General features: G+C 73.5%; 26 protein-coding genes. 9 read left to right on the forward strand and 17 right to left on the reverse strand.

Annotated elements, in window-relative coordinates:
* Nucleotides 1-4: 4 nt before the first annotated feature.
* Entirely contained in the window at nucleotides 5-316 is a 312-nt protein-coding gene (locus DSM104299_RS19955; protein ID WP_272473407.1) for a hypothetical protein, read from the forward strand.
* Here DSM104299_RS19955 and DSM104299_RS19960 read toward each other — a convergent pair.
* Genes DSM104299_RS19960 through DSM104299_RS19995 form a run of 8 tightly spaced genes read right to left on the reverse strand, consistent with a single transcriptional unit; the run spans nucleotide 286 to nucleotide 7,225 of the window.
* Nucleotides 286-909, reverse strand: coding sequence for a hemerythrin domain-containing protein (locus DSM104299_RS19960; RefSeq protein WP_272473408.1), 624 nt, complete (start codon nucleotides 907-909; stop codon nucleotides 286-288). The genes DSM104299_RS19955 and DSM104299_RS19960 overlap by 31 nt on opposite strands.
* Nucleotides 906-1,916, reverse strand: a complete 1,011-nt coding sequence (locus tag DSM104299_RS19965; protein WP_272473409.1) for a 3,4-dihydroxy-2-butanone-4-phosphate synthase — start codon at nucleotides 1,914-1,916, stop codon at nucleotides 906-908. Before DSM104299_RS19965 ends, DSM104299_RS19960 begins: the two co-directional genes overlap by 4 nt.
* Nucleotides 1,913-2,914, reverse strand: a complete 1,002-nt coding sequence (gene dmpG / locus DSM104299_RS19970; protein ID WP_272473410.1) for a 4-hydroxy-2-oxovalerate aldolase — start codon at nucleotides 2,912-2,914, stop codon at nucleotides 1,913-1,915. Before dmpG ends, DSM104299_RS19965 begins: the two co-directional genes overlap by 4 nt.
* Nucleotides 2,911-3,789 carry an acetaldehyde dehydrogenase (acetylating) gene (locus DSM104299_RS19975; protein ID WP_272473411.1) on the reverse strand — a complete coding sequence of 293 codons (879 nt, stop codon included), beginning with the start codon at nucleotides 3,787-3,789 and terminating at the stop codon, nucleotides 2,911-2,913. Before DSM104299_RS19975 ends, dmpG begins: the two co-directional genes overlap by 4 nt.
* Nucleotides 3,786-4,586: a 2-keto-4-pentenoate hydratase gene (locus tag DSM104299_RS19980; RefSeq protein WP_272473412.1), complete on the reverse strand. Its 801-nt coding sequence runs from the start codon at nucleotides 4,584-4,586 to the stop codon at nucleotides 3,786-3,788. Before DSM104299_RS19980 ends, DSM104299_RS19975 begins: the two co-directional genes overlap by 4 nt.
* On the reverse strand, nucleotides 4,586-5,377 hold the full coding sequence (locus DSM104299_RS19985) for an SDR family NAD(P)-dependent oxidoreductase (RefSeq protein ID WP_272473413.1): 792 nt from the start codon (nucleotides 5,375-5,377) through the stop codon (nucleotides 4,586-4,588). Before DSM104299_RS19985 ends, DSM104299_RS19980 begins: the two co-directional genes overlap by 1 nt.
* Nucleotides 5,374-6,309 (reverse strand): 3,4-dihydroxyphenylacetate 2,3-dioxygenase, encoded by a 936-nt coding sequence (gene hpaD, locus DSM104299_RS19990; protein ID WP_272473414.1) that lies wholly within the window; start codon nucleotides 6,307-6,309, stop codon nucleotides 5,374-5,376. The genes DSM104299_RS19985 and hpaD overlap by 4 nt, the downstream gene beginning before the upstream one ends.
* A 31-nt stretch (nucleotides 6,310-6,340) precedes the next feature.
* Complete coding sequence (locus DSM104299_RS19995) at nucleotides 6,341-7,225, reverse strand: alpha/beta fold hydrolase (RefSeq protein ID WP_272473415.1); 885 nt, start codon at nucleotides 7,223-7,225, stop codon at nucleotides 6,341-6,343.
* A 32-nt stretch (nucleotides 7,226-7,257) separates the two neighbouring features.
* Here DSM104299_RS19995 and DSM104299_RS20000 point away from each other — a divergent pair, with 32 nt between their 5' ends.
* Complete coding sequence (locus tag DSM104299_RS20000) at nucleotides 7,258-8,013, forward strand: IclR family transcriptional regulator (RefSeq protein WP_272473416.1); 756 nt, start codon at nucleotides 7,258-7,260, stop codon at nucleotides 8,011-8,013.
* Here the strand turns inward: DSM104299_RS20000 and DSM104299_RS20005 are convergent.
* The 6 genes from DSM104299_RS20005 to DSM104299_RS20030 are packed head-to-tail and all read right to left on the reverse strand — an operon-like array spanning nucleotide 8,010 to nucleotide 13,627.
* Nucleotides 8,010-8,810: a cyclase family protein gene (locus tag DSM104299_RS20005; protein ID WP_272473417.1), complete on the reverse strand. Its 801-nt coding sequence runs from the start codon at nucleotides 8,808-8,810 to the stop codon at nucleotides 8,010-8,012. The two genes, DSM104299_RS20000 and DSM104299_RS20005, sit on opposite strands and share 4 nt — an antisense overlap.
* Entirely contained in the window at nucleotides 8,807-10,042 is a 1,236-nt protein-coding gene (locus DSM104299_RS20010) for an LLM class flavin-dependent oxidoreductase (protein WP_272473418.1), read from the reverse strand. The genes DSM104299_RS20005 and DSM104299_RS20010 overlap by 4 nt, the downstream gene beginning before the upstream one ends.
* Before the next feature lie 5 nt (nucleotides 10,043-10,047).
* Entirely contained in the window at nucleotides 10,048-11,211 is a 1,164-nt protein-coding gene (locus tag DSM104299_RS20015) for an LLM class flavin-dependent oxidoreductase (RefSeq protein ID WP_272473419.1), read from the reverse strand.
* 24 nt (nucleotides 11,212-11,235) lie between these two features.
* Nucleotides 11,236-12,036 (reverse strand): alpha/beta fold hydrolase, encoded by an 801-nt coding sequence (locus tag DSM104299_RS20020; protein ID WP_272473420.1) that lies wholly within the window; start codon nucleotides 12,034-12,036, stop codon nucleotides 11,236-11,238.
* Between the two features lie 23 nt (nucleotides 12,037-12,059).
* Nucleotides 12,060-12,656, reverse strand: coding sequence for an NADPH-dependent FMN reductase (locus DSM104299_RS20025; RefSeq protein ID WP_272473421.1), 597 nt, complete (start codon nucleotides 12,654-12,656; stop codon nucleotides 12,060-12,062).
* Nucleotides 12,653-13,627 (reverse strand): VOC family protein, encoded by a 975-nt coding sequence (locus tag DSM104299_RS20030; RefSeq protein WP_272473422.1) that lies wholly within the window; start codon nucleotides 13,625-13,627, stop codon nucleotides 12,653-12,655. Before DSM104299_RS20030 ends, DSM104299_RS20025 begins: the two co-directional genes overlap by 4 nt.
* 192 nt (nucleotides 13,628-13,819) lie before the next feature.
* Between DSM104299_RS20030 and DSM104299_RS20035 the strand changes: the two genes are divergently transcribed.
* From DSM104299_RS20035 to DSM104299_RS20060, 6 genes are read left to right on the forward strand one after another with little or no spacing between them, the layout of a single operon-like run.
* On the forward strand, nucleotides 13,820-14,224 hold the full coding sequence (locus DSM104299_RS20035; protein WP_272473423.1) for a hypothetical protein: 405 nt from the start codon (nucleotides 13,820-13,822) through the stop codon (nucleotides 14,222-14,224).
* A 20-nt stretch (nucleotides 14,225-14,244) separates the two neighbouring features.
* Nucleotides 14,245-15,495 (forward strand): ABC transporter substrate-binding protein, encoded by a 1,251-nt coding sequence (locus tag DSM104299_RS20040; RefSeq protein WP_272473424.1) that lies wholly within the window; start codon nucleotides 14,245-14,247, stop codon nucleotides 15,493-15,495.
* On the forward strand, nucleotides 15,495-16,373 hold the full coding sequence (locus DSM104299_RS20045) for a branched-chain amino acid ABC transporter permease (protein ID WP_272473425.1): 879 nt from the start codon (nucleotides 15,495-15,497) through the stop codon (nucleotides 16,371-16,373). The genes DSM104299_RS20040 and DSM104299_RS20045 overlap by 1 nt, the downstream gene beginning before the upstream one ends.
* The gene (locus DSM104299_RS20050; RefSeq protein ID WP_272473426.1) at nucleotides 16,370-17,338 is read left to right on the forward strand and encodes a branched-chain amino acid ABC transporter permease; all 969 of its coding nucleotides are present in this window, start codon (nucleotides 16,370-16,372) and stop codon (nucleotides 17,336-17,338) included. The genes DSM104299_RS20045 and DSM104299_RS20050 overlap by 4 nt, the downstream gene beginning before the upstream one ends.
* Nucleotides 17,335-18,066 carry an ABC transporter ATP-binding protein gene (locus DSM104299_RS20055; protein ID WP_272473427.1) on the forward strand — a complete coding sequence of 244 codons (732 nt, stop codon included), beginning with the start codon at nucleotides 17,335-17,337 and terminating at the stop codon, nucleotides 18,064-18,066. Before DSM104299_RS20050 ends, DSM104299_RS20055 begins: the two co-directional genes overlap by 4 nt.
* Nucleotides 18,063-18,821 (forward strand): ABC transporter ATP-binding protein, encoded by a 759-nt coding sequence (locus DSM104299_RS20060; RefSeq protein WP_272473428.1) that lies wholly within the window; start codon nucleotides 18,063-18,065, stop codon nucleotides 18,819-18,821. The genes DSM104299_RS20055 and DSM104299_RS20060 overlap by 4 nt, the downstream gene beginning before the upstream one ends.
* Here DSM104299_RS20060 and DSM104299_RS20065 read toward each other — a convergent pair.
* A complete protein-coding gene (locus DSM104299_RS20065) occupies nucleotides 18,815-20,002 on the reverse strand; it encodes an acyl-CoA dehydrogenase family protein (protein WP_272473429.1) in 1,188 nt (395 codons plus the stop codon). The two genes, DSM104299_RS20060 and DSM104299_RS20065, sit on opposite strands and share 7 nt — an antisense overlap.
* Before the next feature lie 85 nt (nucleotides 20,003-20,087).
* Here DSM104299_RS20065 and DSM104299_RS20070 point away from each other — a divergent pair, with 85 nt between their 5' ends.
* Nucleotides 20,088-21,659, forward strand: coding sequence for an AMP-binding protein (locus DSM104299_RS20070; protein WP_272473430.1), 1,572 nt, complete (start codon nucleotides 20,088-20,090; stop codon nucleotides 21,657-21,659).
* Here DSM104299_RS20070 and DSM104299_RS20075 read toward each other — a convergent pair whose 3' ends face one another.
* Together DSM104299_RS20075 and DSM104299_RS20080 are read right to left on the reverse strand one after the other, a co-directional pair.
* On the reverse strand, nucleotides 21,660-22,670 hold the full coding sequence (locus tag DSM104299_RS20075; protein ID WP_272473431.1) for a fumarylacetoacetate hydrolase family protein: 1,011 nt from the start codon (nucleotides 22,668-22,670) through the stop codon (nucleotides 21,660-21,662). It abuts the gene before it with no gap.
* 63 nt (nucleotides 22,671-22,733) lie between these two features.
* A complete protein-coding gene (locus tag DSM104299_RS20080) occupies nucleotides 22,734-23,510 on the reverse strand; it encodes an IclR family transcriptional regulator (RefSeq protein WP_272473432.1) in 777 nt (258 codons plus the stop codon).
* Nucleotides 23,511-23,532: the final 22 nt, after the last annotated feature.

The following is a 23,532-nucleotide window of genomic DNA, read 5'->3' on the forward strand; positions in this document are numbered from 1 at the left end:
GGCGTTGGACGCCCAGTCCGTCGCCGACGGCGCGCTGGAGCGCGCCCGTCGGGCCCAGGCGCTGGGAGCGTTCCTCGCGCTCCCCGACGCCGTCTCCGCGCCGCTCGCGCCGGCGCCCGGCGAGCAGGCGCTCCACGGCCGCCCGATCGCGGTCAAGGACATCATCGACGCGGACGCCCTGCGGGAGCTCACCTGTCGCGTCGATCGCCGCCGCGCGCGAAGCGAGCGCGCCGCGCACCAGCTCGCGCGCGAGCGTCGGCTCGGAGGGCACCGCCTCGACGCCGATCACGCCGCCCACAGCCCGAGGCGCCGGTAGCGGGGCTCGAACACCAGCTGGTTGACGATCCTGAGCGGCCCCGGCAAGGCCGAGAAGAACCGCGCCCGCGTCTCGGCGCTGGCGCCGTCGACGATCCACGGGACGTACATCGCCGCGCCCTTCAGGCCCTGCTTGCGGCGCATCGCCGCACCGAACCCGCGCCAGTCCGCGGGCTCGAGGACCTCCTGGATCAGCGGCAGCGCGCTGCTCTCCTCGTGCTTCAGATGGCCGTCGAGGACCCCGGCCAGCTCGTCGACGCGACGGGCGAGCACGGCGTCGTCGCCACCGGCGAGCGCCGCGTCGAGCGCCTCGAGCAGGGGGTCGAGCACCGCGTGCTCGTCCTCCATCTCCTGCAGCATCGCCAGGCGCCCCGGATCGTCGCCGATCGCCCGGTAGAGCCGCGGCCACAGGTCGTCGTCCTCGACGGTGTGATGGACGTGCAGCTGCGCCTTGAAGTTCGCCCACCCGGCCTGGACCGACGACGAGCCGGCTCGGCCCGTGGCGATCGCCGCCGCCAGGCGCTGCACGTCACGCCGCAGCGCGTCGTGCGTGACGTACATCATGGTGAAGTCGATCTGCTGTGTTTCGCTCATAGCTCAGAGACAACGCGCAAGGGGGCATTGTGACACGACGACGAGACGCCGAGCTCGGCCAGGATCTGGATCGCGACGCCGGCGTCCCGGACGTCGGGCGCCTCGCGCGGGTGGTGGCCGCCGAACCCGTGCTGGCCGAGGTAGAGCAGCACCCCGGCGCCCTCGGCCTCGATCAGCGTCAGGGCGGACTCCAGCCGCGCGGCGCAGTCGCAGCCCAGCGAGCGCAGGACGTCACCGGCCAGGCACCCGGCGTGCACGCGGACGAGCACGCCGGCGACCCCGGCGACGTCGCCCTTGACCAGCGCGACGTGCTGGCGATCGTCGACCAGCGAGCGGTAGCCGTGCACGGCGAAGCGCCCGAACGCGGTCGCCAGCGCCGTCGTCCCGACGCGCTCGACGAGCCGCTCGTGACGGCGCCGATGCGCGATGAGGTCGGCGATCGTCACCGCCGGCAGGCCATGCCGGCGCACGAAGCCGTCGAGCTCGCCGAGGCCCGCCACCGACCCGTCCTCGTTGCGCACGGGGCAGATCACGCCGGCCGGGGCGAGGCCCGCCAGGCGGGCGAGGTCCACGGACGCCTCGATGTGCCCGGCCCGCTCCAGGACGCCGCCCGCGCGCGCCTTCAGCGGCCGGACGTGGCCCGGCACGACGATGTCGGCGCGGCCCTTGGCGGGGTCGGCGGCGGTCCGGATCGTGTGCGCCTGGTCGGCCGTCGAGATCCCGGTCGTCACGCCGTCGCGCGCCTCGATCGTCACCGTGAACGGGGTGTCGCGCACGGCCTCGGGCCGCAGGGACATCACCCGCAGGCCCAGCTCGTCGCACCGCTCGGGCGCGAGCGCCAGGCCGATCCAGCCACCGGCGCGCCGCGTGAGGAACGTGATGGCCTCGGCGGTCGCGCGCTGGGCGCCGAGCACGACGTGACCGGGCGTCTGGGCGTCCGCCTCGTCGACGACCACGACCATGCCGCCCGCGCCGATCGCGTCCGCAGCCTGCTCGACGCTGGTCATGCGCCGCCGTCCGCCAGTTGCGCGGCGACGTCGATGATCATGTCCTCCTGGCCGCCGACGACGCGACGGCGGCCGAGCTCGAGCAGGATGTCGCGCGGATCGACGCCGTACTTCTCCCCCGCGCGGCGCGCGTGCAGGAGGAACGACGAGTACACGCCGGCGTAGCCGATCGTCAACCCGTCGCGGTCGATCGCCGGCGGGCGGTCCATGAGCGGCCGGACGACCTCCTCGGCGACGTCCATCAACGTGAAGGGGTCGGCGCCGATCGCCATCTCGGCGCGCTCGAGCGCGACCGCGAGCACCTCGGTGGCCGCGTTGCCGGCCCCGGCCCCCAGCCCGCAGAGCGAGCCGTCGACCCAGGTCGCGCCGGACGCCACGCCGGCGATGACGTTCGCCACCGCGCAGCCGAGGTTGTTGTGCGTGTGGATCCCGACGTCGCACCCGATCGTGTCGCCCAGGGCCGCGACACGCTCACGGATGCCACGCGGCAGCAGCGCTCCGGCGGAGTCGACGACGTACACGCAGGCGGCCCCGCAGCGCTCCATCAGCCGCGCCTGCTCGGCCAGCGCCGCAGGCTCGAGCATGTGGCTCATCATCAGGAAGCCGACGGGCGTCATCCCGTTCTCGGCCGCCCACGACAGGTGCTGGGCGGCGATGTCGGCCTCGGTGCAGTGCGTCGCCACCCGCGCGACCCGTGCCCCGAGCTGCTGGGCGCGCCGCAGGTCGGCCAGCGTGCCGATCCCCGGCAGCAGCAGCACCGCGACGTCGGTGGACGGCGCGGCGGCGACGACGGCCTCGACGAGCGCCGCGTCGGCCGTGGCCGCGTGCCCGTACTGGATCGACGAGCCGCCGAGGCCGTCGCCGTGGCCCACCTCGATGACGTCGACGGCGGCCGCGTCGAGCCCGCGCGCGACGGCCGCGGCCTCGTCGACCGTGAAGCGGTGCCCGACCGAGTGCATCCCGTCGCGCAGGCTCGAGTCGCAGAGCCGCGGGCTCATCGCGTACCTCCTTCGACGACCATCCGCTGGGCGATCCGCTCGCCGACGCGCGCGGCGGCCGCGGTCATGATGTCCAGGTTGCCGGAGTAGTGCGGGAGGAAGTCGCCGGCGCCCTCGACCTCGACCATCACGGTCACGCGGTCGCCGTCGGTGTCGCAGAGCACCAGCCGGTAGCCGGGGACGTACTGGCGGACCGACACCACCATGTCGGCCACCGAGCGCTCGATCGTCGCCGCGTCGGGCTCCTCCACCGTGGCGAAGATCGTCGCGCGCATCAGGATCGGCGGGTCGGCCGGGTTGAGGATGATGATGGCCTTGCCACGGGTCGCGCCGCCGACGCGCTCGATGCCCTCCGCGGTGGTCTCGGTGAACTCGTCGATGTTCTGCCGCGTCCCCGGACCGGCGCTCGCGCTGGCGATCGTCGCGACGATCTCGCCGTACCGCGCGCCGGCGACGCGGTCGATGGCGTGGACCATCGGGATCGTCGCCTGCCCGCCGCAGGTGACCATGTTCACGTTGGGCGCGTCGAGGTGGGCTTCGAGGTTGACGGTCGGCACGACGTAGGGCCCGATCGCCGCCGGCGTGAGGTCGACGACGGTCTTGCCCGCCGCCTCCAGCACCGGCCAGTTCGCGCGGTGCGCGCCGGCGCCGGTGGCCTCGAACACCAAGGGGATGTCGTCGCGCGCGACGACCGCGCCGGCGCCGTCGGCCGACGTCTCGACGCCCATCTGCGCGGCGCGGACCAGACCGGGCGAGTCGGGGACGATCCCGACCATCAGCGCGACCTCGACCACGGCGCTGCGCTGCAGCTTGACCAGCAGGTCGGTGCCGATGTTGCCCGGCCCGATGATCGCGGCCTTCACCTTGGCGGTCATCGGCCGAACCTCACGGCGACCTCGCCGAGCGGCCCGAGCTTCGCGCGGAAGCGGTCGCCCGCGTAGGCGTCGACCATCCGCGTGCAGGCGCCGGAGAGCACGACGTCACCGGCCTGCAGGGACACACCGTGCCGATGCAGCGCGTTGGCCAGCCACGCGACCGCGCGCCGCGGGTCGCCCAGGACCGCGGACGAGTGCCCGTCGGCCACGCGCGAGCGCCCGCGCACCAGGTCGACGGCGATGTCGGCGACGTCGACCTCGTCGAGGTGCGTGATCCGATCGCCGAGCACGAAGGCGGCCGACGAGGCGTTGTCGGCGATCGTGTCGAACAGCGCGACCCGCCAGTCGGCGATGCGGCTGTCGACGATCTCGATCGCCGCGCGCACGTGCGCGGTCGCGGCCGTGACATCGCCGACGTCCACGTCCGGGCCGGCCAGGGGCGCGGAGAGGACGAACGCGACCTCGACCTCGACGCGCGGCGCGATCAGCGCCGACCGCGACAGCTCGTGGCCGTCGGGCTTGTGCATGTCGTCGAGCAGCGCGCCGTAGTCGGGCTCGCCGACGCCGAGCTGCGCCTGGACCGCCGCGGAGGTCAGGCCGATCTTGTGGCCGACCAGCCGCGCGCCGCGCAGCGTCCGCGCAGCGATGCCGGCCCGCTGGATGGCGTAGGCGTCGGCGACCGTCGGGACGGCGAGCACCTCGGCCAGCGGCGCGATCGGCGCCGCGTCGGACCGCGCGCGCTCCAGGCGCTCGGCGAGCAGGTCGTGCGTGGCGGGTTCGAGCGACTCGGCGACCATCAGGCCAGCTCGATCCCGCCGGTGACGTTCAGCGACTGGCCGACGACGTAGTCGAACGCCGGCGTGCACAGCAGCGCGACGAGTCGCGCGACCGCGGCCTCGTCGGGGAAGCCGCCCGCGGGCGCGCGGTCGGCGAGCTGCTGGGCGACGACGGCGGGCGTGGTGTCCAGCTGCTTGGCCCGGCGCGCGAAGACGCGGTCCAGGCGTTCGCCCTCGACCGGCCCGGGCGTCACGGCGTTGACGTGCACGCCCCGCGGACGCAGCTCGGTGGCCGTCGTGCGCATGAGCGCGAGGACCGCCGCCTTGGACACCGCGTAAGGCAGCCGGAGCGGATAGGCGCGCAGCCCGCCGCCGAGCGCCGAGAGGAAGACGATGTGGCCGGAGCCGCGGGCGGTCATGTGCGCCGCGGCGTGACGGGTGGCGAGGAAGGCGCCGCGGACGTTGACCGCGATGACGTGGTCCCAGTCGCTGGTCGCGATCGTCTCCAGCGGCGTCGTCGGCCCCTCGATCGCGGCGTTGTTGACGAGGATGTCGAGGCGCCCGTGCGTCGCCAGCACGTCGGCGAAGAGCTGCTGCACGTCGCCCTCGTGGGCGACGTCGCACCCGTGCGCGGTCGCCGTGCCGCCGGCTGAGCGGATCCTGGCGACGGCGTCGTCCAGCGCCTCCCGGCCGCGACCGGCGATCGCCACGTGGACGCCGTCGGCGGCGAGCGTCTGGGCGACCGCGCGCCCGATGCCGCGACCGCCGCCGGTCACGAGCGCGACGCGCGGGCGGTCCGCGTCGGCGGTCACGCGCTCGCCCTGGCCGGCGGCCGCGACCAGTCCGCGACCGGCTGCCCCTCGTACATCGAGGCCGGCGGCCGCGCGCCCCACGCCAGCCGCCCGGTCGCCTCGAACTCCTCGGCGGTCCACGCCACCGGCTCGAAGTCGGGGTCCGGGATCAGGTAGTCGCCCGAGTAGATCTCGATGCGGTTGTCGTCCGGGTCGCGGATGTAGGAGAAGAACGCGTTGGTGATGCCGTGCCGGCCGGGCCCGAACTCGATCTGCGCCTGCATGCCGCGCGCGGCCATGCGATCGGCGACGTGCAGGACGTCGTGGCTCTCGGGCACGTAGAGCCCGACGTGGTGGATGAGCGTCCCGGGGCCCTGGACGAGCGCGACGTCATGGGTGGTCTGCTTGCGGTGCAGCCACGCCGCGAACGTCGTCCCGTCCGGGTGCAGCGCGTACTCGGAGATCAGGAACCCGAGGCGCTCGCGGTAGTAGGCGACGCCCGCGTCGACCGGCCCGGGAAGCCGCAGGTTGAGGTGGTCGAGCCGGCTCGGCCCGCGGTTGCCGTGGGTGCGCAGCGTCCGCGCGACGGGCTCGACGCGGTGGTAGAACTCGACCGGGAAGCCGAGCGGGTCGCGCAGCCGGATCGCCGGTCCTTGGGCGCGCTCCTCCTCGGCGTCGACCTCGACGACGTCGATGCCGTCGGCGCGGTAGGCGGCCGCCAGCGCGTCGAGGTCGGCGGGGTCGTCGACCCGGAAGCCGATGTGGCCGAGCCCGTTGCCCGCCGCGCGCGTGAGGATCAGCGTGTGGTGCTCGCGGTCCTCCAGGCAGCGCAGGTAGACGTGGTCGTCGTCGCGCTCGGTCTCGATCAGGCCGAGGACGTCGACGTAGAAGTCGGCGCTGCGGTCGAGGTCGGCGCTGAACAGCTCGACGTGGCCGACGCGGGTCACTGCCATGGGGATCGCTTTCGCTCGGTGATGGAGGTCGTCACGCCCGCGCCCGCTCGGAGTCGAGGAACGCGAGGCTGATGTCGTTGAAGGTGTCGGGCTGCTCGAACTGCGGCCAGTGGCCGCAGTCGCGCATGACGACGAGGCGCGCGTCGGGGATGGCCTCGGCGAACCACTCGCCGACGGGCACGTCGGCCATCGGGTCGTGCGTCGTCCAGAGCACCAGCGTCGGCGCCCCGATCCGCGCCAGGCGCTCCCCGGTCAGGAGGTTGCGCCGGCGCGTATCGAGCTCGAGCAGGACGAGGCGGTCGTCGATCGCGTCCTGGAAGACGGGGCGGTCGTAGATCGCCTGCCGGATCGCCACGAGCTCGGGCGTCACGGTCTCGGGGTGGGCCATCAGCCACTCCAGCCGGCGGCGCACGGTCTCGGCGGTCGGCGTCAGCATCGCCTCGCGCGTCAGCCCGCGCAGCCGGTCCAGCACCGCCTCGTCCGCGGTCGCGCCGCCGGGCGTGTTGAGCAGCAGCCGCCCGACGCGCTCGGGGTGCTCGCTGGCGAACCACGCGGCGACCCAGCCGCCCAGGGACTCACCGGAGAGGTGGGCCCACTCGAGGTCGAGGGCGTCGAGCACCGCGCCGAGGTGGGCGACGTAGTCGGGGATCTCGCACGGCCGGCCGGGCGCGTCGGTGTACCCGTGGGCGAGCAGGTCGACGGCGACGACGTGGAAGCGCTCGGCGTGGGCGGCGAGGTTGCGCGAGTACGCCTCGGCGTGCCCGCCGGTGCCGTGCAGCAGGATCAGCGGCTCGCCTTCGCCGGCCTCGACCACCCGCGTCCGGATGCCACCGGCATCGATCCAGCGCTGGGCGAACGGCAGGCCGGCGAGGTCGAGCCAGGCGGTGCGCTGCGCGGTGGTGGCTGAGACAGTCATTCTGTAGAGCAGAATTGCTATCCTCAACGCAGATGGCAAGCGTCGGTCCCACCCAGCGGAACGCGCCCTCGGTCCTCGGCCGCGCGTTCGCCGTGCTCGACGCCTTCGGCGCCGCCGACGGCCGCTCGCTGAGCCTCAGCGCGATCGCCCGCCGGGCGGGCCTCCCGAAGTCCACCGCCCACCGGATCGTCGCCCAGCTGCTGGACTGGGGCGCGCTCTCGCGCGACGGCGACCTCCTGCGCCTCGGCCCACGGCTGTTCGAGCTCGGCACGCTCGGGGCCCAGACGCGGGACCTGCGCGAGGCCGCGATGCCCGCCATGCAGGTCCTCTACGCCGCGACGCGCGAGACCGTGCATCTGGGCGCGCGCGAGGACACCGACGTGCTGTACGTCGAGAAGCTGCACGGCCACCGGCCGTCCGGCGCCTCGACGCGCCTCGGCGGCCGGATGCCGCTGCGCAGCACGGGGCTCGGCAAGGCGATCCTCGCGTTCTCCCCCGTGGCGGTCGTCGACGCCGCGCTCGCGACGCCGGTCGTCACGCCGACCGTCCACACCGTCACCGACCCCGTCGCCCTGCGGGCCGAGCTGGACGAGATCCGGCGCACCGGCGTCGCGTTCGACCGCGGCGAGACGCTCACGCAGGTGGCCTGCGCCGCCGCGCCCATCGTCGCGCCCGGCGGCCTGGCGGTCGGCGCGCTGTCGATCACCGCGCCGGTCGCCCGCTTCGACGCCCACCGCTTCGCGACCGCCGTGCGCTCCGGCGCGGTCGCCGTCTCGCGCGCGCTCTAGCGCTCGTCGTCGACGATCGCCACCACGCGCGACCAGGACGCGCTGGCGTCGGCGATCAGCACCGGGAGCGCGAGCACGAGGAACCCGGTCGGGGCGGGCAGCCGGTCCAGGTGGCAGAGCTGCTCGATCTGCGCGTACTCCTGCTCGGTGCCGAAGTAGTGCGACTCCCAGAACTGCTCGCGATCACCGGAGCGCGCCTCGGCCACCATCACGTCGAACGGCCGGTCCAGCCCCCAGGCGTCGATGCCGATCAGCCGGACGCCGGCCTCGACCAGCAGCTGCGTCGCCGAGCGACGCAGTCCCGGCTGGCGGTTGGGATAGCCGGGCTCGGCGAAGCCCACAGAGGCGCCCGTGTGGAGCAACACGATGTCGTAGGGCGACAGGACGTGGCCGATGCGCGCGAGCTCGGCGCGGACGTCGTCGGCATCGATCCCGGCCCCGACCGGCTTGGCCGTGAAGTCCAGCAGGACGCCGGGGCCCATGAACCAGCGCAGCGGCAGCTGGTCGACGCGGCGCGCCGGCGCGCCACCGGAGAGCGGTCCGTAGTGATACGGGGCGTCGACGTGCGTTCCCGAGTGCGTCGTGAGCTCGACGGTCTCCGCCGCCCCGCCGAGGCCGTCGCGCCAGAGGTCCTCGGACCCCAGCCGCGCGCCGATCTGACGCACCGACTCGGCGTGGTCGACGTAGGTGATGCTGTGCGGGTTGGGCTCGAAGCCGGCGGTCGCGTTGCTCAGCCGCCGGCTGAGGTCGATGACGCGGACGTCGCGACCGCCGAACGCGAAGCGCTCGCCGCTCACGCGAACCTCGGCAGCACCTGGTTGGCGAACAGGTCCATCTGGCGCTGCTGCTCCTCGACCGGGTAGGTGCCGGTGGTCAGGAACTCCCAGGCCAGGTACTCCAACTTGCCGTCGGCGTGGCAGCGCTGCAGGTCCGCGAGCTGGTCGGCGACCTCGTCGGGCGTGCCGGCCAGCAGCTGCTTGGTCTCGAACATCCGCTCCGCGCACTCGCGGTCGCTGGAGAAGCGCACCATCTGCTTGGGGTCGTCGCGGTCCGTGCGGTTGGCCTCGGCGAAGCCGAAGCGGCTGAAGTAGCGGTGGAACCAGAAGCCGGCCGTGTTGGTGGCGATGTCCATCGCCTCCTCGAAGCTGTCGCCGAGGAAGATCTTGCGCACGGCCACCACGCCCTCGCCGAGCGCGAGGTCGCGACCGTGCTCGCGCGCCTGGTCGCGGTAGCGCTCGCACGCGGGCGTGAAGCGCTGCGGCCGCCCGTCGTAGATGAAGACGCCGAAACCGCGCCGGGCGGCGTCGTCGAGCGTCTGCTCCGACAAGGTGTAGGGGACGAACACCGGCGGGTGCGGCTCGCTGCGCGGCGGCGGGACGACGCCGACGCGCCGGATCAGACCCGCCTCGTCGACCTCTCCGTCGCCACCGAACTCGCGGGTCCAGTCCAGCGCCTGCCAGCCGGCGATCCCGCTCGCCGGGAACGGCACCTGGTAGTGCTTGCCCTCGTAGCGGAACCCATCCTCGGTCCACGCCTTCAGCATGACCTCGAGGTGCTCGTCGAAGATCTCGCGGTTGATCGCGTCGGCGTGGGGGTCGCGCGGCCCGGAGACGATCGCGTCGCTCTGGGTCAGCGTCTGCATCCAGCGCGTCTGGTAGCCGCGGGCGAAGCACGCGGCGATGCGCCCCGGGTACATCTGGTCGAAGAGCGCGAGGTCCTCGGCCGTCCGGATCGGGTCGCGCGCCGGGAGCACGAGCGACAGCGGGATGAAGCGCAGCTGCCGGGTGCGCGCCGCGAGCTTGGCGTAGAAGAGCAGGGCGTTGGGCAGCGACTCCCCGCCTTCGGTGTGCAGGTGGTGTTCGGTGGTCCCGAAGCCGTGCAGGCCGGCGTCGTCGGCCATCACCGCCAGCTGCTCGAGCTCGGCGAGCATGGCGCCGTAGCGCTCCCGGTTACGACCGATCGGCCGCAACCGGGAGCGCTCTTCGGCGGTCGCCCGGATCATCGTCCCGGGCCACACGATGACCTTCATGTCGCTCAGGCCGCCGCGCCTGCGGCCGCGCCCGCGGCCGCCGTCCGGAACCGCGGCATCACCTGCTCGGCGAACAGGTCGGTGCTGCGCTTGACGTCCTCGGCCGCCATGTCGCCGACCGAGAACAGCCCGGAGAACGCGCCGAAGCCGAGGTCCTGGCGCAGCGCCTCGATCTTGTCGCCGACGGTCGCCGGGCTGCCGACGATCGCGTAGCCCAGGTCGAGGAGCTCGTCGTAGGTGATCTCCTGGAAGTACTTGACGCCCGAGCGCAGCAGGCCCTCGAACGACTTGGGCGTCACGTAGCCGGGCGGGTTGAGGATCGCCGGGATCTCCAGCCGCAGGCCCTTGTGGAACAGCCACTCGACGTGCTGCTTGCCCAGCTTGTAGGCCTCTTCGTCGGTGTCGGCGACGATGACCGGAACCGTGAAGCCGATGTCCTCCGGATCGGCCTTGTAGCCCTCCTCCTCGCACGCGTCGCGGTAGGTGTCGAACCACTTCCCGACCACCTTGGCCGGCGCGAAGACGGCCGAGTATGGGTAGTGGTTGCGCGCGCAGAAGCGCATCGTGTCCGCGCTGCCGGTGCCGGGGACGTAGATCGGCGGGTGCGGGCTCTGCAGCGGCTTGGGCCAGATGTTCACGTAGCGGAACTCGTAGTGCTCGCCGTACCAGTCGAAGATCTCGTCGGACGTCCACGCCTTGACGATCAGGTCGTGCGCCTCGTTGAACCGCCCGCGCGACTGGTTGGGGTCCACGTTCTGGTTGAAGTACTCCCAGCCGATGCCGCGCACGAAGCCCGAGATCAGGCGCCCGTCGCTGAGGTGGTCGAGCATCGCCAGCTCCTCGGCGACGCGGATCGGGTTGCGGCGCAGCGCGATCTGGTTGCCCAGCACCAGGATCTTGGCGTTGCTCGTGCGCCGCGACAGCGCGCCGACGATGATGTTCGGGCTGGGCATCAACCCGTACATGGTCTGGTGGTGCTCGTTGACGACGATGCCGTCGAAGCCGACCTGGTCGGCGTGCTCCAGCTCGTCGAGGTAGCGGTGGTACAGGTCGCGCCCGAGCTTGGGGTCGAAGTGCTTGTTGGGCCAGATCAGCGCGCTGGCGGGGAAGTCGTCGTACTCGTCCGGGAGGTACGGGTACGGCATCAGGTGAAAGAAGTTGAACTTCATGTCGGGGCCTCTCTGGGGACGGGGTCAGGCGGTGAAGGCGAGGACCGCCGCGGCGGCGGCCTCCGGGCGCTCGGCGGTCACGGCGTGGCCGCAGTCCTCGATGACCTGCAGCCGGGCGTCGGGGATGCCGGCCGCGTAGCGCTCGCCGTGCGTGCGGCCGACGATGCGGTCGTCGTCGGCCCACAGCAGCAGCGTGGGCGCGGTGATCCGGCCCAGGCGACGCTCCAGCTTGGGGTTGTTGAGGAACGGCGAGAACCCGTAGCGGGCGAAGGCCGACGCCTCGGCGTAGGCGCCGACGATCATCTCGATCGTGGGCTCGCCGCCGAACATCTGCGCGGCGATCGCCGGGTCGTGGAACAGCGCGGCGCCGAGCTCCTGCGGCGTCGCCAGGAACACGTCGAACGGCGGCGCCTCCGGGACGCGCAGGCCGGGCGCCCCGATGAGCACCAGGCGCTCGACGCGATGCGGGGAGTGCGCGGCGATCTCGGCCGCCAGCCAGCCGCCGAGCGACTCGCCGACGAGGACCACCCGCTCCAGCTCGAGCCGGTCGAGCAGGTCGAGGTAGAAGTACACGAGGTCGTCCATGTCCTTGAGCTCCTCGAGCAGCGAGGAGCGGCCGAAGCCCGGATGCTCGGTCGCGATCACCTCGAAGCGCTCGGCCAGCGCGACGTGCGCGGCCGACCACTGGCCGGCCGCGCCGGCGCCGTGCAGGAACAACAGCGGCGGGCCGTCACCCCCACGCTGGAGGTGGATCGTTCGGCCCTCGCCGGCGTCGAGCGTCTCGCTGCGCACGCCCGCCGGCTGGGCGATGGTGTTCTCGGCCACGTCGGGTCCTTTCTCTTGGTCCATCAGGCCTGGCTGGCCTGGAAGGTGGTGCTGGGCACGGTGGCGCGCAGGTGCGCGAACTCGGCGACCTGCTGGCCGACGATCGCCAGCTGGCGCGCCACGCCCTCGTCGCTCGGCGCGCCGTCGGGTCCGAAGACCGGCAGCGCCGAGTTGATGGCGACGCCCAAAGGGGTGGGCCAACCGCGCAGCGCGTGGACGATCGAGCGCAGCGTCGTCAGCGTCGTCGTGCCCGATTGCCAGCCGGCGGCGCAGACGACGCAGCCGACCGGCAGACCGTCGAAGTACGGGCGCTCGTGGTCGCGCAGCTCTTCTGTGTAGTCGAGCGCGTTCTTCAACAGCCCGGAGATGCTGCCGTGGTAGCCCGGCGAGGCGATGACCAGGCCGTCGGCGCGGACGAGCGCGTCGAGGAACGCGCGGGCGTCGGCCGACACCTCGCCGCGCTCGGGGGCGTACATCGGCAGCTCGAGCTGCTGGGCGGTGAACGTCGCGACCTCCGCCCCGTGCGCGGCCGCGGCGTCGAGCGCGACGGCCAGCGCGCGCTCGGAGGTCGACGACGGCCGGGTCGTGCCGCCGATGCCGACGACGAACGGCGCGCTCATTCGCCGACCGCCGCGACGTCCTGCGCGGGGACCGGCACGTCGGGCGTCCCGTACTGGTTGAGCGTCTCGTCGAAGTGCCCCAGCCAGTAGGAGTCGCCGCGCTGCGAGGCCTTCCAGCGGATCGGGCCCCAGTCGGGCGCGAAGACCTGGTAGCCGCCCGAGAAGAGCTCGATGCGGTTGCCGCCCGGCTCGCGGACGTAGAGGAAGAACGCCTCGCCGATGCCGTGGCGGCCTGGGCCGTTCTCGATGAACGCGCCCGCGTCGCGCATCACGTCGGCCGCGCGCAGGACGTCCTCGCGCGTGTCGAGCCAGAAGGCGAAGTGGTTGAGGCGCCCGCGCCCGCCGCTGCGGTCGCCGATCAGCCCGATGTCGTGGGCCATCGGCCCGGTGGAGGCGAACGCCGCGACCTCGCGGTCGTCGGCGTCGAGGTGCGTGCTCTCCATGTGCTTCCAGCCCAGGTCGCAGTAGAACTCGCGGTTGGCGGCGACGTCGTTGCAGAACACCGTGACGTGGTCGATGCGCCGCACGGCGGCCCCGCGCGGCTGGAACTTCTGCGGGCGGTTGGGCAGCGGCGACCGCTGCGCGGCGTCGGCCTCGAACCACTCGACGTCCCAGAAGACCTCGTTGACGTGGCCTTCGGGGTTGCGGAAGCGGTAGGCCGGGCCGTGGCCGGTGTCGCCCTCGGTCCAGCCCTCGCCGTGGCCGCCGTCGGCGAGCAGCTGAGCCGCGATCCTGAGCTCCTCGGCGCCGCCCGCCCGCCAGCCGATGTGGCCGAGGCCGGCGTTCGGCGCCTCGGTGACCTTGAGGCTGTGGTGGAAGAGATCGCCCCAGCCGCGCAGGAACGCCGACTGGCCCGCCTGCCCGTTGGCCTCCAGCCCGAGCACGTCGTGGAGGAACGCGACGGTCTCGGCGGGCTTGGGCGACAGCACCTCCACGTGGGCGAGCTGCGAGATCAGATGACGACGGGACATGGTGCGGGCGGGACTCCTTGTCGGACGAACGTGATTCCACGCTAGACGTCACAGATTCTGCTGTCAAGAACATTTGACGAACGGCATTTTTGTTCGCCATTTCAGGATTTGATTCTTGACAGAAGAATCAGTGGTGTTCTACGTTCCTCGCCGCCGCCTGTCCCGGCGGCCCGTCGAATCGAAGGAGGAGCAGTGCTTCAGTCGTTCCGCAAGGCGACGCTGGCCTCGGCCGCCGTCGCGATCTCGGCCTGCGCGCTGATAGCGCCGGCGTCCGGCGTGGCGAGCAAGGCGCTCGTCGTCAAGTCCACCGGCACCCAGAAGGGCACCGCGATCTCGGGGAAGATCGTGGGCGGCAGCATCGGCAAGGGCACTTACGCCGGCAAGGTCACCAACGGTGGCAGCGGGTCCGTCATCACCTGGAAGGTCAAGGGCGGCACGCTGCGCGTCACGACCGCCGCCGGCATCGTCGGTCGCGCCGTCAAGGGGACGTTCACCGTCACCGGGGGCACCGGCAAGTACAAGGGCGCCAAGGGCAAGGGCAAGCTCAACGGCAACCTCAACAGCGGCCTCTTCACGTTCACCGGCTCGCTGTCCTGATCGGCCGCTCCGTCATGCGCATGCGCTCTCCCCGCACGCGCGCCGGCGGCCTGGTCGCCGTCGCCGCCCTCGCCCTGGCCTGTGCCGGATGCGGGGGCGGCGGCGACGCGGCCGGCACCGGCGCCGCCGCCACGCCGTCCCAGACCGACGCGAAGGCCAGCGCCTGCGTCCCGAGCGGGCACGGGCCCGCCACCGGCAAGCCGATCCCGGTCGGCGCCATCGTCGAGAAGACCGGCGGCCCGGGCGTCCCCCAGGCCACCGCGGCCGCCGCGGCCTACTACGACTGCGTCAACGCCAACGGCGGCATCCACGGCCGGCCGATCAAGTTCCTGCAGTTCGACTCGGCCTACAACCCGCAGAAGGCGGGCCAGGGCGCCGACCACCTCATCGACGACGAGGGCGTCGTCGCGTTCGCCGGCACCTCCAGCTTCCTCGACTGCCTCGTCAACGGCAGCACGTACCGCAGCAAGGGCATCTACTCGCTGGCGGGCGTCGCCGGGCCGCCCGAGTGCAACAACAACACCAACATCGCCGCGGTCGACAACGGCCTGGCCGACTGGGTCGGCGCCGTGCAGTACGCGGTCGAGGCCCAGGGCGCCAAGCGCATCGCGCTCGTGGTGGCCAAGGCCGGGACCATCGGCGACGCGATCGTCGCCGCCGACACCGCCTACGCCAAGGCGCACGGCGCGGAGATCGTGAAGGTCGACAAGATCGACAACGGCCTCAAGGACGCGACCTCGGTCGTGCTCGACGTCGCCTCCGCCCACCCCGACGCCGTGGTCGTCAACACGCTCCAGCAGGACGCGATCGCGATCCTCAAGGCCGCGCAGTCCCAGGGCCTGACGCAGTCTCCGAAGTGGGTGTGCCTCTCGCTCTGCTACAGCGACAACCTGCCCAAGGTGCTGGGCAGCGGGTGGAAGGGCCTGCCGATCCAGACGCCGTTCCAGCCGGTCGACGCCCAGACGCCCGACAACCTGCTCTACCGGCAGGTCATGGCCAAGTACGCGCCGTCGGCGCCGCTCGACCCGTTCTCGCAGGGCGGGTTCCTCGCCGCGCGGATCTTCACGCAGGCGCTGCTGGGGATCGACGGGCCGATCACGCGGGCCTCGGCCGGCAAGGCGCTGAAGGACGTCAGCGGCTTCCGCAGCGACGAGCTGTGCGGGCCGTGGCACTTCGGCGCCGGCGCGATCACCTCGCAGCGCGTGGTCAAGATGACCGAGGACGGCTTCGAGCTGGCCTCGGACTGCAAGCCCGTGCCGGGAGCGTCGTGATGCCGGACTTCAAGCCGTTCATCGTGTCGGGGCTGGCGCTGGGAGCGATCTACTCGCTCTCCGGCGTCGGCATCGTCCTGCTGCTGCGGACCTCCGGCGTGCTCAACCTGGCCCACGGCGCCCTCGGCGCGGCGTCCGCGCTGACCTGCTGGCAGCTGCTCGACGACGGCAACGGCGAGCCGCTGGCGATCGCGGCCGGCGTCGTGGTCGCCGCGGCGCTGGCCGCCGGCTACGGGCTGTTGATCAGCCCGCGGCTGGCAGGCCGCGAGCCGGTCGTGCAGGCGGCGTCGTCGCTGGGCTTCGCGCTCGCGGTGCTCGGCGGCTGCCTGCTGATCTGGGGCGAGGAGCCGCGCACGCTGGACCTGAGCACGTCGCTGCGCGGGTTCTTCCTCGGCGAGGTCCACGTCAACACCACGCAGGTGATCGCGCTCTGTCTTGGCCTGGCGACGACGCTCGTGGCGTCGATCGTCCTGCGCGCGACGCGCGTCGGCGTCGCGATGCGCTCCCTCGCCTGCGATCGCGAGCTCAGCGCGCTGCTCGGGGTGCGCGTGCGCCGGACCGAGGCCTTGGCCTGGACGGCCAGCGGCGCGCTCGCCGGCCTCGCCGGGATCCTGCTCGCCAGCCTCGTCCGCCTCGAGCCCTACACCTTGACCTTCCTCGTGATCGCCTCGCTCGCGGCCGCCGTCCTCGGCGGGCTGCGGTCGTTGTACGGGGTGTTCGCCGGCGGCCTGCTGATCGGCGTCCTCCAGGCCTGCGCCACCCCGGTCGGCGCGATCTCCACCTACCGGGACGCGACGCCGTTCGTGGTCGCGATCGTGGCGATGCTGGCGCTCTACGCACGTGGGCAGGGCGCGGCGACCGGAGGGCGTCAGGCATGACCCTCCTCCGCGGCGTCACCGGCGCCCTCGCCCTGCTCGCGGTGGGCCTCGCGCTCCCGGGCGCGCTCGACGCGTTCTGGCTCAGCGCGGCCACCGCCACCGTCATCTACGCGGTCGTGGCCGCCGGCACCGGCGTGCTCTACGGCCGCCTCGGGTTCGTGTCGCTCTACCAGGTGGCGCTGCTCGGCGTGGGTGGCTGGGTGACCCTGCGCCTCGGCCACGGGACGTCGCTGCCGTTCCTGGTGGTGTTGCTCGTCGCGGGCGCCGTCACCGCGCTGATCGGCGCGCTCGTCGGCCTCCCCGCGCTGCGCTTCGGCGGCCTGCACCTCGCGCTCATCACGCTCATGACCGCCGGCGCCGCCGAGGTCGTCTTCACCACGATCGGCTTCCCCAACGGCGGCGACGGCTTCAAGGGCGTGGTCACCGCGACCCAGAGCCCGAGCCCGCTGCGGCGACCCGCGCTCGGCTCCGGGGACGTCGCGTTCTTCCGCTACGCCTTGGTCGTCGCGGCGCTCGTCTTCGTCGTCTACTGGCTGCACCTGCGCGCCCGCCCGGGCCGCGCCTGGGCGACGATCCGCGCGGGCGAGGCGCCCGCGCGCGCGAGCGGGATCGACGTCCTGCGCCACAAGCTCTGGGCGCTGACGCTCACCGGCTTCGGCACCGGCGTCGCCGGAGCGCTGCTGGCCGCGAGCATCGGCTCGCTGCAGGCGACGTCGTTCACCGCGGCGCAGAGCGTGATCCTGTTCGCGGTGGTCCTGGTCGGCGGCGCGTACTCGCTGACGGGCGCGGCGATCGCGGGCGTGTTCGCCCAGCTGCTGCCGTCGCTGCTCGACCGGCTCTCGGTCAACGGCGACCTGCTCGTGCTGCTGTTCGGCATCGGCCTGGTCGCGACGCTCACGGTCGCGCCGCACGGCGTCGCCGGCCAGCTCTCGGGCCTCACGCGCCGGGTGGTGCGCGCCTCGTGATCGCGCTCACCGACGTCAACGTCCAGTTCGGCGGCGTGCACGCGCTCGACGCCGTGACCCTCGAGATCGGCCCCGGCGTCACGGGGCTGATCGGCCCCAACGGCGCCGGCAAGACGACGCTCCTCAACGTCCTCAGCGGCTTCGTCCGGCCCCGCTCGGGCACGGTCCGCACGGCCGACGGCGAGGACTTCCTGACGCTCGCGCCGCACCGCCGGGCGCGGTGGGGGCTGCGCCGCGGCTTCCAGCACGACCGCATCGTGGACGGGCTGAGCGTCCGCGAGCACGTGCTGGTCGCCGCGGAGCACACCGGCGGCCACGGCGCGGGCGCAGCAGCCGACGAGGCGCTCGCCCTCGTCGGCCTGGACGACGTCGCCGGCCGCCAGGCCACCGAGCTCGACCAGCGGCGCCGCCGCCTGCTGGAGATCGGCCGCGCGGTCGTCGGCGCGCCCCGCGTGATCCTGCTCGACGAGCCGGCCGCCGGGCTCGACGAGCGCGAGACCGCGGACCTCGCGGACCTCATCGGCCGCCTGCCCGAGCTGCGCGACGCCGCCGTCGTGCTCGTCGACCACGACATGGCGCTGGTGCGGCGCACGTGCGCGCGCCTGGCCGTCCTGGACTTCGGCCGGCTGCTGGCGACCGGCGAGACCGAGGCCGTGCTGGCCGACCGCGCCGTGCAGGACGCCTACCTCGGCGCCACCCCCACCCTCGACCCCGAGATGACGCGATGACCCCTGGCCTGACCATCGCGGACGCGCGCGTGCGCCGCGGCCGCCGTGAGGTGCTGCACGGCGTCTCGCTGACGATCGAACCGGGCGCGGTCACCGCGCTCCTGGGTCCCAACGGCGCCGGCAAGAGCTCGTTGGTCGCGCTCCTGGGCGGCCTGCTGTCGTCCTCGACGGGCGACGTCGCCCTCGACGGGCGGTCGCTGCGCGGGCTCACGCCCGACCGCATCCGCGCCGCCGGGCTGGCGATCGTCCCAGAAGGCCACCGCGTGCTCGCCGAGCTGACGGTGGAGGACAACCTGCGCGCCGGCCTGGCCGCCGTCCGCCGGCGCGACCAGCGCGAGCGCATCGACGCGGTGCTGGAGCGCCTGCCCGAGCTGGGCGAGCGCCTGGGCCAGCGCGCGGGGTCGCTGTCGGGCGGCCAGCAGCAGATGCTCGCGGTCGCCCAGGCGCTCGCGGCGCGGCCGCGGTACCTCGTCGTCGACGAGCTGTCGCTCGGGCTGGCGCCGGCGGTGGTGCGCCGCCTGGCGCAGGTCCTGGTCGACCTTGCCGGGACCGGCGTCGGCGTCCTGCTCATCGAGCAGTTCACGAGCCTCGCCCTGGAGGTCAGCACCAACGCCTACGTGTTGCAGGGCGGCCGCGTCACGCTGGCGGGCACGGCCGCCGCGCTGCGGGAGGACCGGGCGGCGCTGGCGGACGCGTACCTGGCCGCGCCCGCCGAGGTGGGTGGGTCCGCGTCCGCGCCCGCGCCCGCTCAGTAGAGCGGGTCCTTCGGGTTACGCCCCAGCGCGAGCTCGAGCCGGCCATGCGCCTCGTACACGCTGTTGGGGTTCAACCCGGTGTGACAGGCGATCGCGTGCACGTCGCGCCACGCGCGCTGGACCGAGTTGGTGTCGAACAGGCCGCGCGCGCCGCTGAGCTGGAGCAGCTCGTCCATCGTGCGCGTGAGCAGCTGGGCCGCGTAGGCGCAGTTGCGGCGGTTGGTCGTGCGCTCGACCTCGGTGATCGCCTCGGGGTCGGCGAGCCGGCGCAGGTTGTCGCGCAGCAGCAGCTCCGCGGCATCGACGTGCGCGGTCGCCTGGCCGAGGCTGATCTGCATCGGCGTCTGCTGCGCGACCTGCTCGAAGGTGTACGTCGAAGTGCGCTCCTTGGTCCAGTCGCGCCACTCCTCCAGCGCCCCGCGCGCCACGCCGAGCGCCGGCCCGAGGAGCCCGAGGCCGAACGCAGCCATCATCGGTGTGCGGAACGGCGCGGACGCGTTGACCTGCCCACCGGGGGCGGTCCCCTCGCGCAGCGCGAACAGCTCGACGGTGCGGTGCGCCGGGACGAACGTCTCCTCGGCGATCACCACGTTGTTGCTGCCCGAGCCGCGCAGTCCGACGTTGAACCAGGTGTCCTCGATCGTGAAGTCGGTCTCGGGGAGCAGGAAGAGCCGCGGGCTCGGCGGTCCGGGCTGCGCGGGGTCGACGGCGGCGACGATCGTCCAGTTGCAGTGGTCGATGCCGCTGGCCCACGGCCAGTTGCCCTGGAGCACCCAGCCGCCGTCGACCGGGCGGGCGCGGCCGCCGGGCGCGAACGCGCTGGCCACACGCGCGTCGCGGTCGTCGGCCCAGACGTCGGCCTGCGCCTGCTCTTCGAACTGGCCGAGGAGCCAGTCGTGGTGGTTGAGGAACGAGACCGACCAGGCCGTCGAGCCGCAGGCGCGGCCGATCTCGGCGGCGACGTCGAACGCGGCCTCGAAGCCCAGCTCGTAGCCACCCCAGCGGGCTGGGCGCTGCACGCGCCCGATGCCGCTGGCCAGGATCTCCTCGACCGACGCCCACGGCAGGCGACGCAGCGTCTCGGTCTCGTGCGTGCGCGCCCGGATCGCGGGGGCCAGCGCGCGTGCGCGGTCCCGGATGTCGTGCGCCGTGACGGGGTTCTGGTCCGTCTCGAATGCCATGTCGGTCCTCCTTCGCAGTCAGCGTAATTCTGCTAGAAGGTATCATATTCTTTCATTCAGAATCCAACGCTAGGAGGGTGATCGCATGCGCACACCGTCGCTCGAACCGCTGAGCCCGTTGCGCTTCCTCGACCGCTCGGCCGCGGTCTTCCCCGACAAGACCGCGGTCGTCTGCGGCGACCGGCGCCTGAGCTACCGCGAGCTCGCCCAGGAGGCGACCCGCGTGGCCCGCGGCCTGCTCGCGGGCGGGCTGGAACCGGGGGACCGCGTCGCGTACCTGTGCCCCAACGTCGCCGAGCTGCTCGTCGCCCACTTCGCCGTCCCGCTCGCCGGCGGCGTGCTCGTCGCGATCAACACCCGGCTGTCGGCGCCGGAGATCGCCTACATCTGCGAGCACGCGGGCGCCCGGACGCTCGTGGTCGACGCCGAGCTCGCGCCGCAGACGGCCGAGAGCGTCGTGGACGAGGTCGTCGTGATCGGCGGCGCGCCGTCCGGCGACGGCCGCATCGCCTACGACGAGCTGCGCACGCGCGGCGGCGACGCGCCGCTGCCGTGGAGCGTCGACGACGAGCTCGCGACCATCTCCATCAACTACACGTCCGGGACGACCGGCCGACCCAAGGGCGTCATGTACACGCACCGCGGCGCGTACCTCAACGCGCTCGGCGAGGTGCTCCACTCCGGGCACACACCGGACTCCGTGTACCTGTGGACGCTGCCGATGTTCCACTGCAACGGGTGGTGCACCGCCTGGGGCGTCACCGCGATCGGCGGAACGCACGTGTGCCTGCGCGCGGTGCGCGGCGACGCGATCTGGGAGCTGCTCGCCCGCGAGCGGATCACCCACCTCAACGGCGCGCCGGCCGTGCTCACCACGATCGCCCGCGCGCCGGAGGCCCACCTGCTCGACGGTCCGCTGACCGTCACGGTCGCGGGCGCCGCGCCGAGCCCGACGACCATCGCCGAGATGGAGGCGCTCGGTGCCCACGTCGTCCACGTGTACGGCCTGACCGAGGTCTACGGGCCCTACTCGGTCTGCGAGTGGCAGCCGGACTGGCCGGCGCTCGAGCCCACCGAGCGCGCCCGGCGCCTCGCGCGCCAGGGCGTGGGGATGATCACGGCCGAGCGCCTGCGCGTCCTCGACGCCGAGGGCGCAGACGTTCCGGCCGACGGCACCACCATGGGCGAGATCGCCATGCGGGGCAACAACGTCATGAAGGGCTACTTCCGCGATCCCCAGACGACGGCGCAGGCGTTCGCGGGCGGGTGGTTCCGGTCGGGCGACCTCGGCGTCGTGCACCCCGACGGCTACGTCGAGCTGCTGGACCGGGCCAAGGACATCGTGATCTCCGGCGGCGAGAACATCTCGACGGTCGAGGTCGAGCAGGCGCTGCTCAGCCACCCGGCGGTCCTGTCGGCCGCGGTCGTCGGCGTGCCCGACGATCGCTGGGGTGAGCGTCCGCACGCCTACGTCGTGCTCAACCCGGGCGCGGACGCCGCACCGGCCGCGCTGGTCGACCACGTCCGGGGCCGGCTGGCGCGGTTCAAGGCGCCCGACGTCGTCGAGGTGCTCGACGCGCTGCCGACGACCTCGACCGGCAAGATCCAGAAGTACGAGCTGCGCGCACGCGCGCGGGCGGCGGTCGCGCGCGAGTAACTAGGACGGCCGCGCCGCGAGCGCGGCCGGCGCCTCGGCCCGCACCGCGGTGCGCTGCGCGCCGAGGCCGTCGCCGCCGGCTTCGACGACGTCACCCGGCTGGAGGTAGCGACCGTCGCGGAACCCCGAGCCGGCCGGCGTGCCGGTGGCGATGACATCGCCCGGCCGGAGCGGGACCTGACGCGAGGCGAAGGCGATCTGCTCTTCGATGCCGAAGGTCATCTCCCCCGCGCGGTCGTTCTGGCGCAGCTCGCCGTTGACCCACAGCCGCAGGCGCAGCGCGCGCCAGTCCGGGACGGCGGCGGCCGGCAGCAGGAACGGGCCGAGCGGCGCGGCCGTCTCGAAGTTCTTGCCGCTGAACCAGTCGGTCTTCAGGAACGGCCAGTCGGCGCGCATCGTGCGGCTGCGACTGGAGACGTCGTTGCACAGCAGGTAGCCGGCGACGTGGTCGAGCGCGTCCTCGGGCTCGACGTGCCGGCCGCCGCGGCCGATCACGACCGCGAGCTCGACCTCGTAGTCGAGCTGATCGTGCCCGAGCGGCCGGACGATCGGCGCGTACGGACCGCTCACGCACAGCGGCAGCTTGATGAACATGTAGGGCTCGGCGGCCTCGGCGGCCGCGGCGCCCGCGGTGTCGGGATCGAAGCGGGCCGCGTCCTCGAGGACGTGGCGCTGGTAGTTGGCGCCGGCGAACAGCAGCTTCTCGGGCCGCGGCACCGGCGCCACCACGCGCTCGTCGCCCGCCGCGAAGGCGCCAAGGTCCCAGGGCGCCTGCGCCTCGCCGGCGATGAGCTGGGCCTGCAGCGCCGCGAGCGCCGGCCGGTTCGCGTCCCACGCGCCGAGCAGCGCGTGCAGCCCCGGCGCTTGGTCGTCCACCGTCACCGCGATGCCGAGCGCGGCCGCCGCGCGCGCGACGTCGACCATGCGGTCGCCGGCCAGCAGCGCGGCGACGATCCGGCCGTCGGGCGCGCGCACGCTGAGCAGCGGGGCGGTCAGGGCGTCGTCGGCCACCGGCCGACCGTAGTCGGGCGCCGGCGCCGGCGGAAGCCCCCGTCCCGGCGAGCGGAACCGCGCTCAGCCCAGCAGCGCCGCGGCGGCCGCGGCCTTCTCGGTCAGGACGGCCGCGAGGTCGGACGCGTTGCGCCGGTTGAGCCGCGTCGCCGGCGCCGACACCGCGAGCGCCGAGGTGACGACGCCCGCCCCGTTGCGCTGCGCGACGGCGACCGACGCGATGTCGGCCTCGTCCTCGCCGAAGCTCGTGGCGTAGCCGTTGCGACGGACGCGCTCCAGCTCGGGCGCGAGCTCCGCGAGGCTGCCCGCCGCCTTCTCGGTCGGCCGCTCCCACGGACCCTCGCCCAGCAGCGCGCGCAGGCGGTCCTCGGTCAGCTCGGCGAGCAGCGCCTTGCCCGCGGCGCTCGCGTGCGGCAGCCAGGTCTCCCCGATCCGCGCCGACGTCTTCACGGCCTGCGGGCTCTCCACGCCGTCCACGCACCGGACGACGCGACCCTGCAGGAGCACGAGGTGCGCCGTCTCCCGGGTCTGGGCCGCAAGCTCCTCGAGCACCGGGCGCAGCTGGCCGACGAGGTCGAGGTTGCGCACGACCGACAGCCCGATGTCCCACAGCGCCGGGCCGGCGAGGTAGGCCTTGGTCGCCGGGTCTTGGCGCACGAGCTCGTGGTACTGCAGCATCGCCAGCAGGCGGTGCGCGGTCGACCGCACCACGCCGAGCTCGTCGCTGGCCTCCGCCACGCGGATCGACTGCCGCTCCCGGAACAGGAGCAGCAGTCGCAGCGCGTTGTCGACGGACGTGATCGGGTAAGCGGGCTTCGCCGTCGCAGACGCGGATTCCATGCGCCAGACTCTACCGGCGTCG

It is taken from the genome of Baekduia alba, assembly GCF_028416635.1.
In the GTDB taxonomy this organism is placed as follows: domain Bacteria; phylum Actinomycetota; class Thermoleophilia; order Solirubrobacterales; family Solirubrobacteraceae; genus Baekduia; species Baekduia alba.

Coding starts and splice junctions, on each gene's coding strand:
- DSM104299_RS20010 (WP_272473418.1), bottom strand. CDS start 10,042: ATGAAGGTCATCGTGTGGCCCGGGACGATGATCCGGGCGACCGCCGAA.
- DSM104299_RS20030 (WP_272473422.1), bottom strand. CDS start 13,627: ATGTCCCGTCGTCATCTGATCTCGCAGCTCGCCCACGTGGAGGTGCTG.
- hpaD (WP_272473414.1), bottom strand. CDS start 6,309: ATGGCAGTGACCCGCGTCGGCCACGTCGAGCTGTTCAGCGCCGACCTC.
- DSM104299_RS20050 (WP_272473426.1), top strand. CDS start 16,370: ATGACCCTCCTCCGCGGCGTCACCGGCGCCCTCGCCCTGCTCGCGGTG.
- DSM104299_RS20080 (WP_272473432.1), bottom strand. CDS start 23,510: ATGGAATCCGCGTCTGCGACGGCGAAGCCCGCTTACCCGATCACGTCC.
- DSM104299_RS19960 (WP_272473408.1), bottom strand. CDS start 909: ATGAGCGAAACACAGCAGATCGACTTCACCATGATGTACGTCACGCAC.
- DSM104299_RS19975 (WP_272473411.1), bottom strand. CDS start 3,789: ATGACCGCCAAGGTGAAGGCCGCGATCATCGGGCCGGGCAACATCGGC.
- DSM104299_RS19995 (WP_272473415.1), bottom strand. CDS start 7,225: ATGACTGTCTCAGCCACCACCGCGCAGCGCACCGCCTGGCTCGACCTC.
- DSM104299_RS19965 (WP_272473409.1), bottom strand. CDS start 1,916: ATGACCAGCGTCGAGCAGGCTGCGGACGCGATCGGCGCGGGCGGCATG.
- DSM104299_RS20060 (WP_272473428.1), top strand. CDS start 18,063: ATGACCCCTGGCCTGACCATCGCGGACGCGCGCGTGCGCCGCGGCCGC.
- DSM104299_RS19980 (WP_272473412.1), bottom strand. CDS start 4,586: ATGGTCGCCGAGTCGCTCGAACCCGCCACGCACGACCTGCTCGCCGAG.
- DSM104299_RS20045 (WP_272473425.1), top strand. CDS start 15,495: ATGCCGGACTTCAAGCCGTTCATCGTGTCGGGGCTGGCGCTGGGAGCG.
- dmpG (WP_272473410.1), bottom strand. CDS start 2,914: ATGAGCCCGCGGCTCTGCGACTCGAGCCTGCGCGACGGGATGCACTCG.
- DSM104299_RS20015 (WP_272473419.1), bottom strand. CDS start 11,211: ATGAAGTTCAACTTCTTTCACCTGATGCCGTACCCGTACCTCCCGGAC.
- DSM104299_RS20070 (WP_272473430.1), top strand. CDS start 20,088: ATGCGCACACCGTCGCTCGAACCGCTGAGCCCGTTGCGCTTCCTCGAC.
- DSM104299_RS20065 (WP_272473429.1), bottom strand. CDS start 20,002: ATGGCATTCGAGACGGACCAGAACCCCGTCACGGCGCACGACATCCGG.
- DSM104299_RS20025 (WP_272473421.1), bottom strand. CDS start 12,656: ATGAGCGCGCCGTTCGTCGTCGGCATCGGCGGCACGACCCGGCCGTCG.
- DSM104299_RS20040 (WP_272473424.1), top strand. CDS start 14,245: ATGCGCTCTCCCCGCACGCGCGCCGGCGGCCTGGTCGCCGTCGCCGCC.
- DSM104299_RS20000 (WP_272473416.1), top strand. CDS start 7,258: ATGGCAAGCGTCGGTCCCACCCAGCGGAACGCGCCCTCGGTCCTCGGC.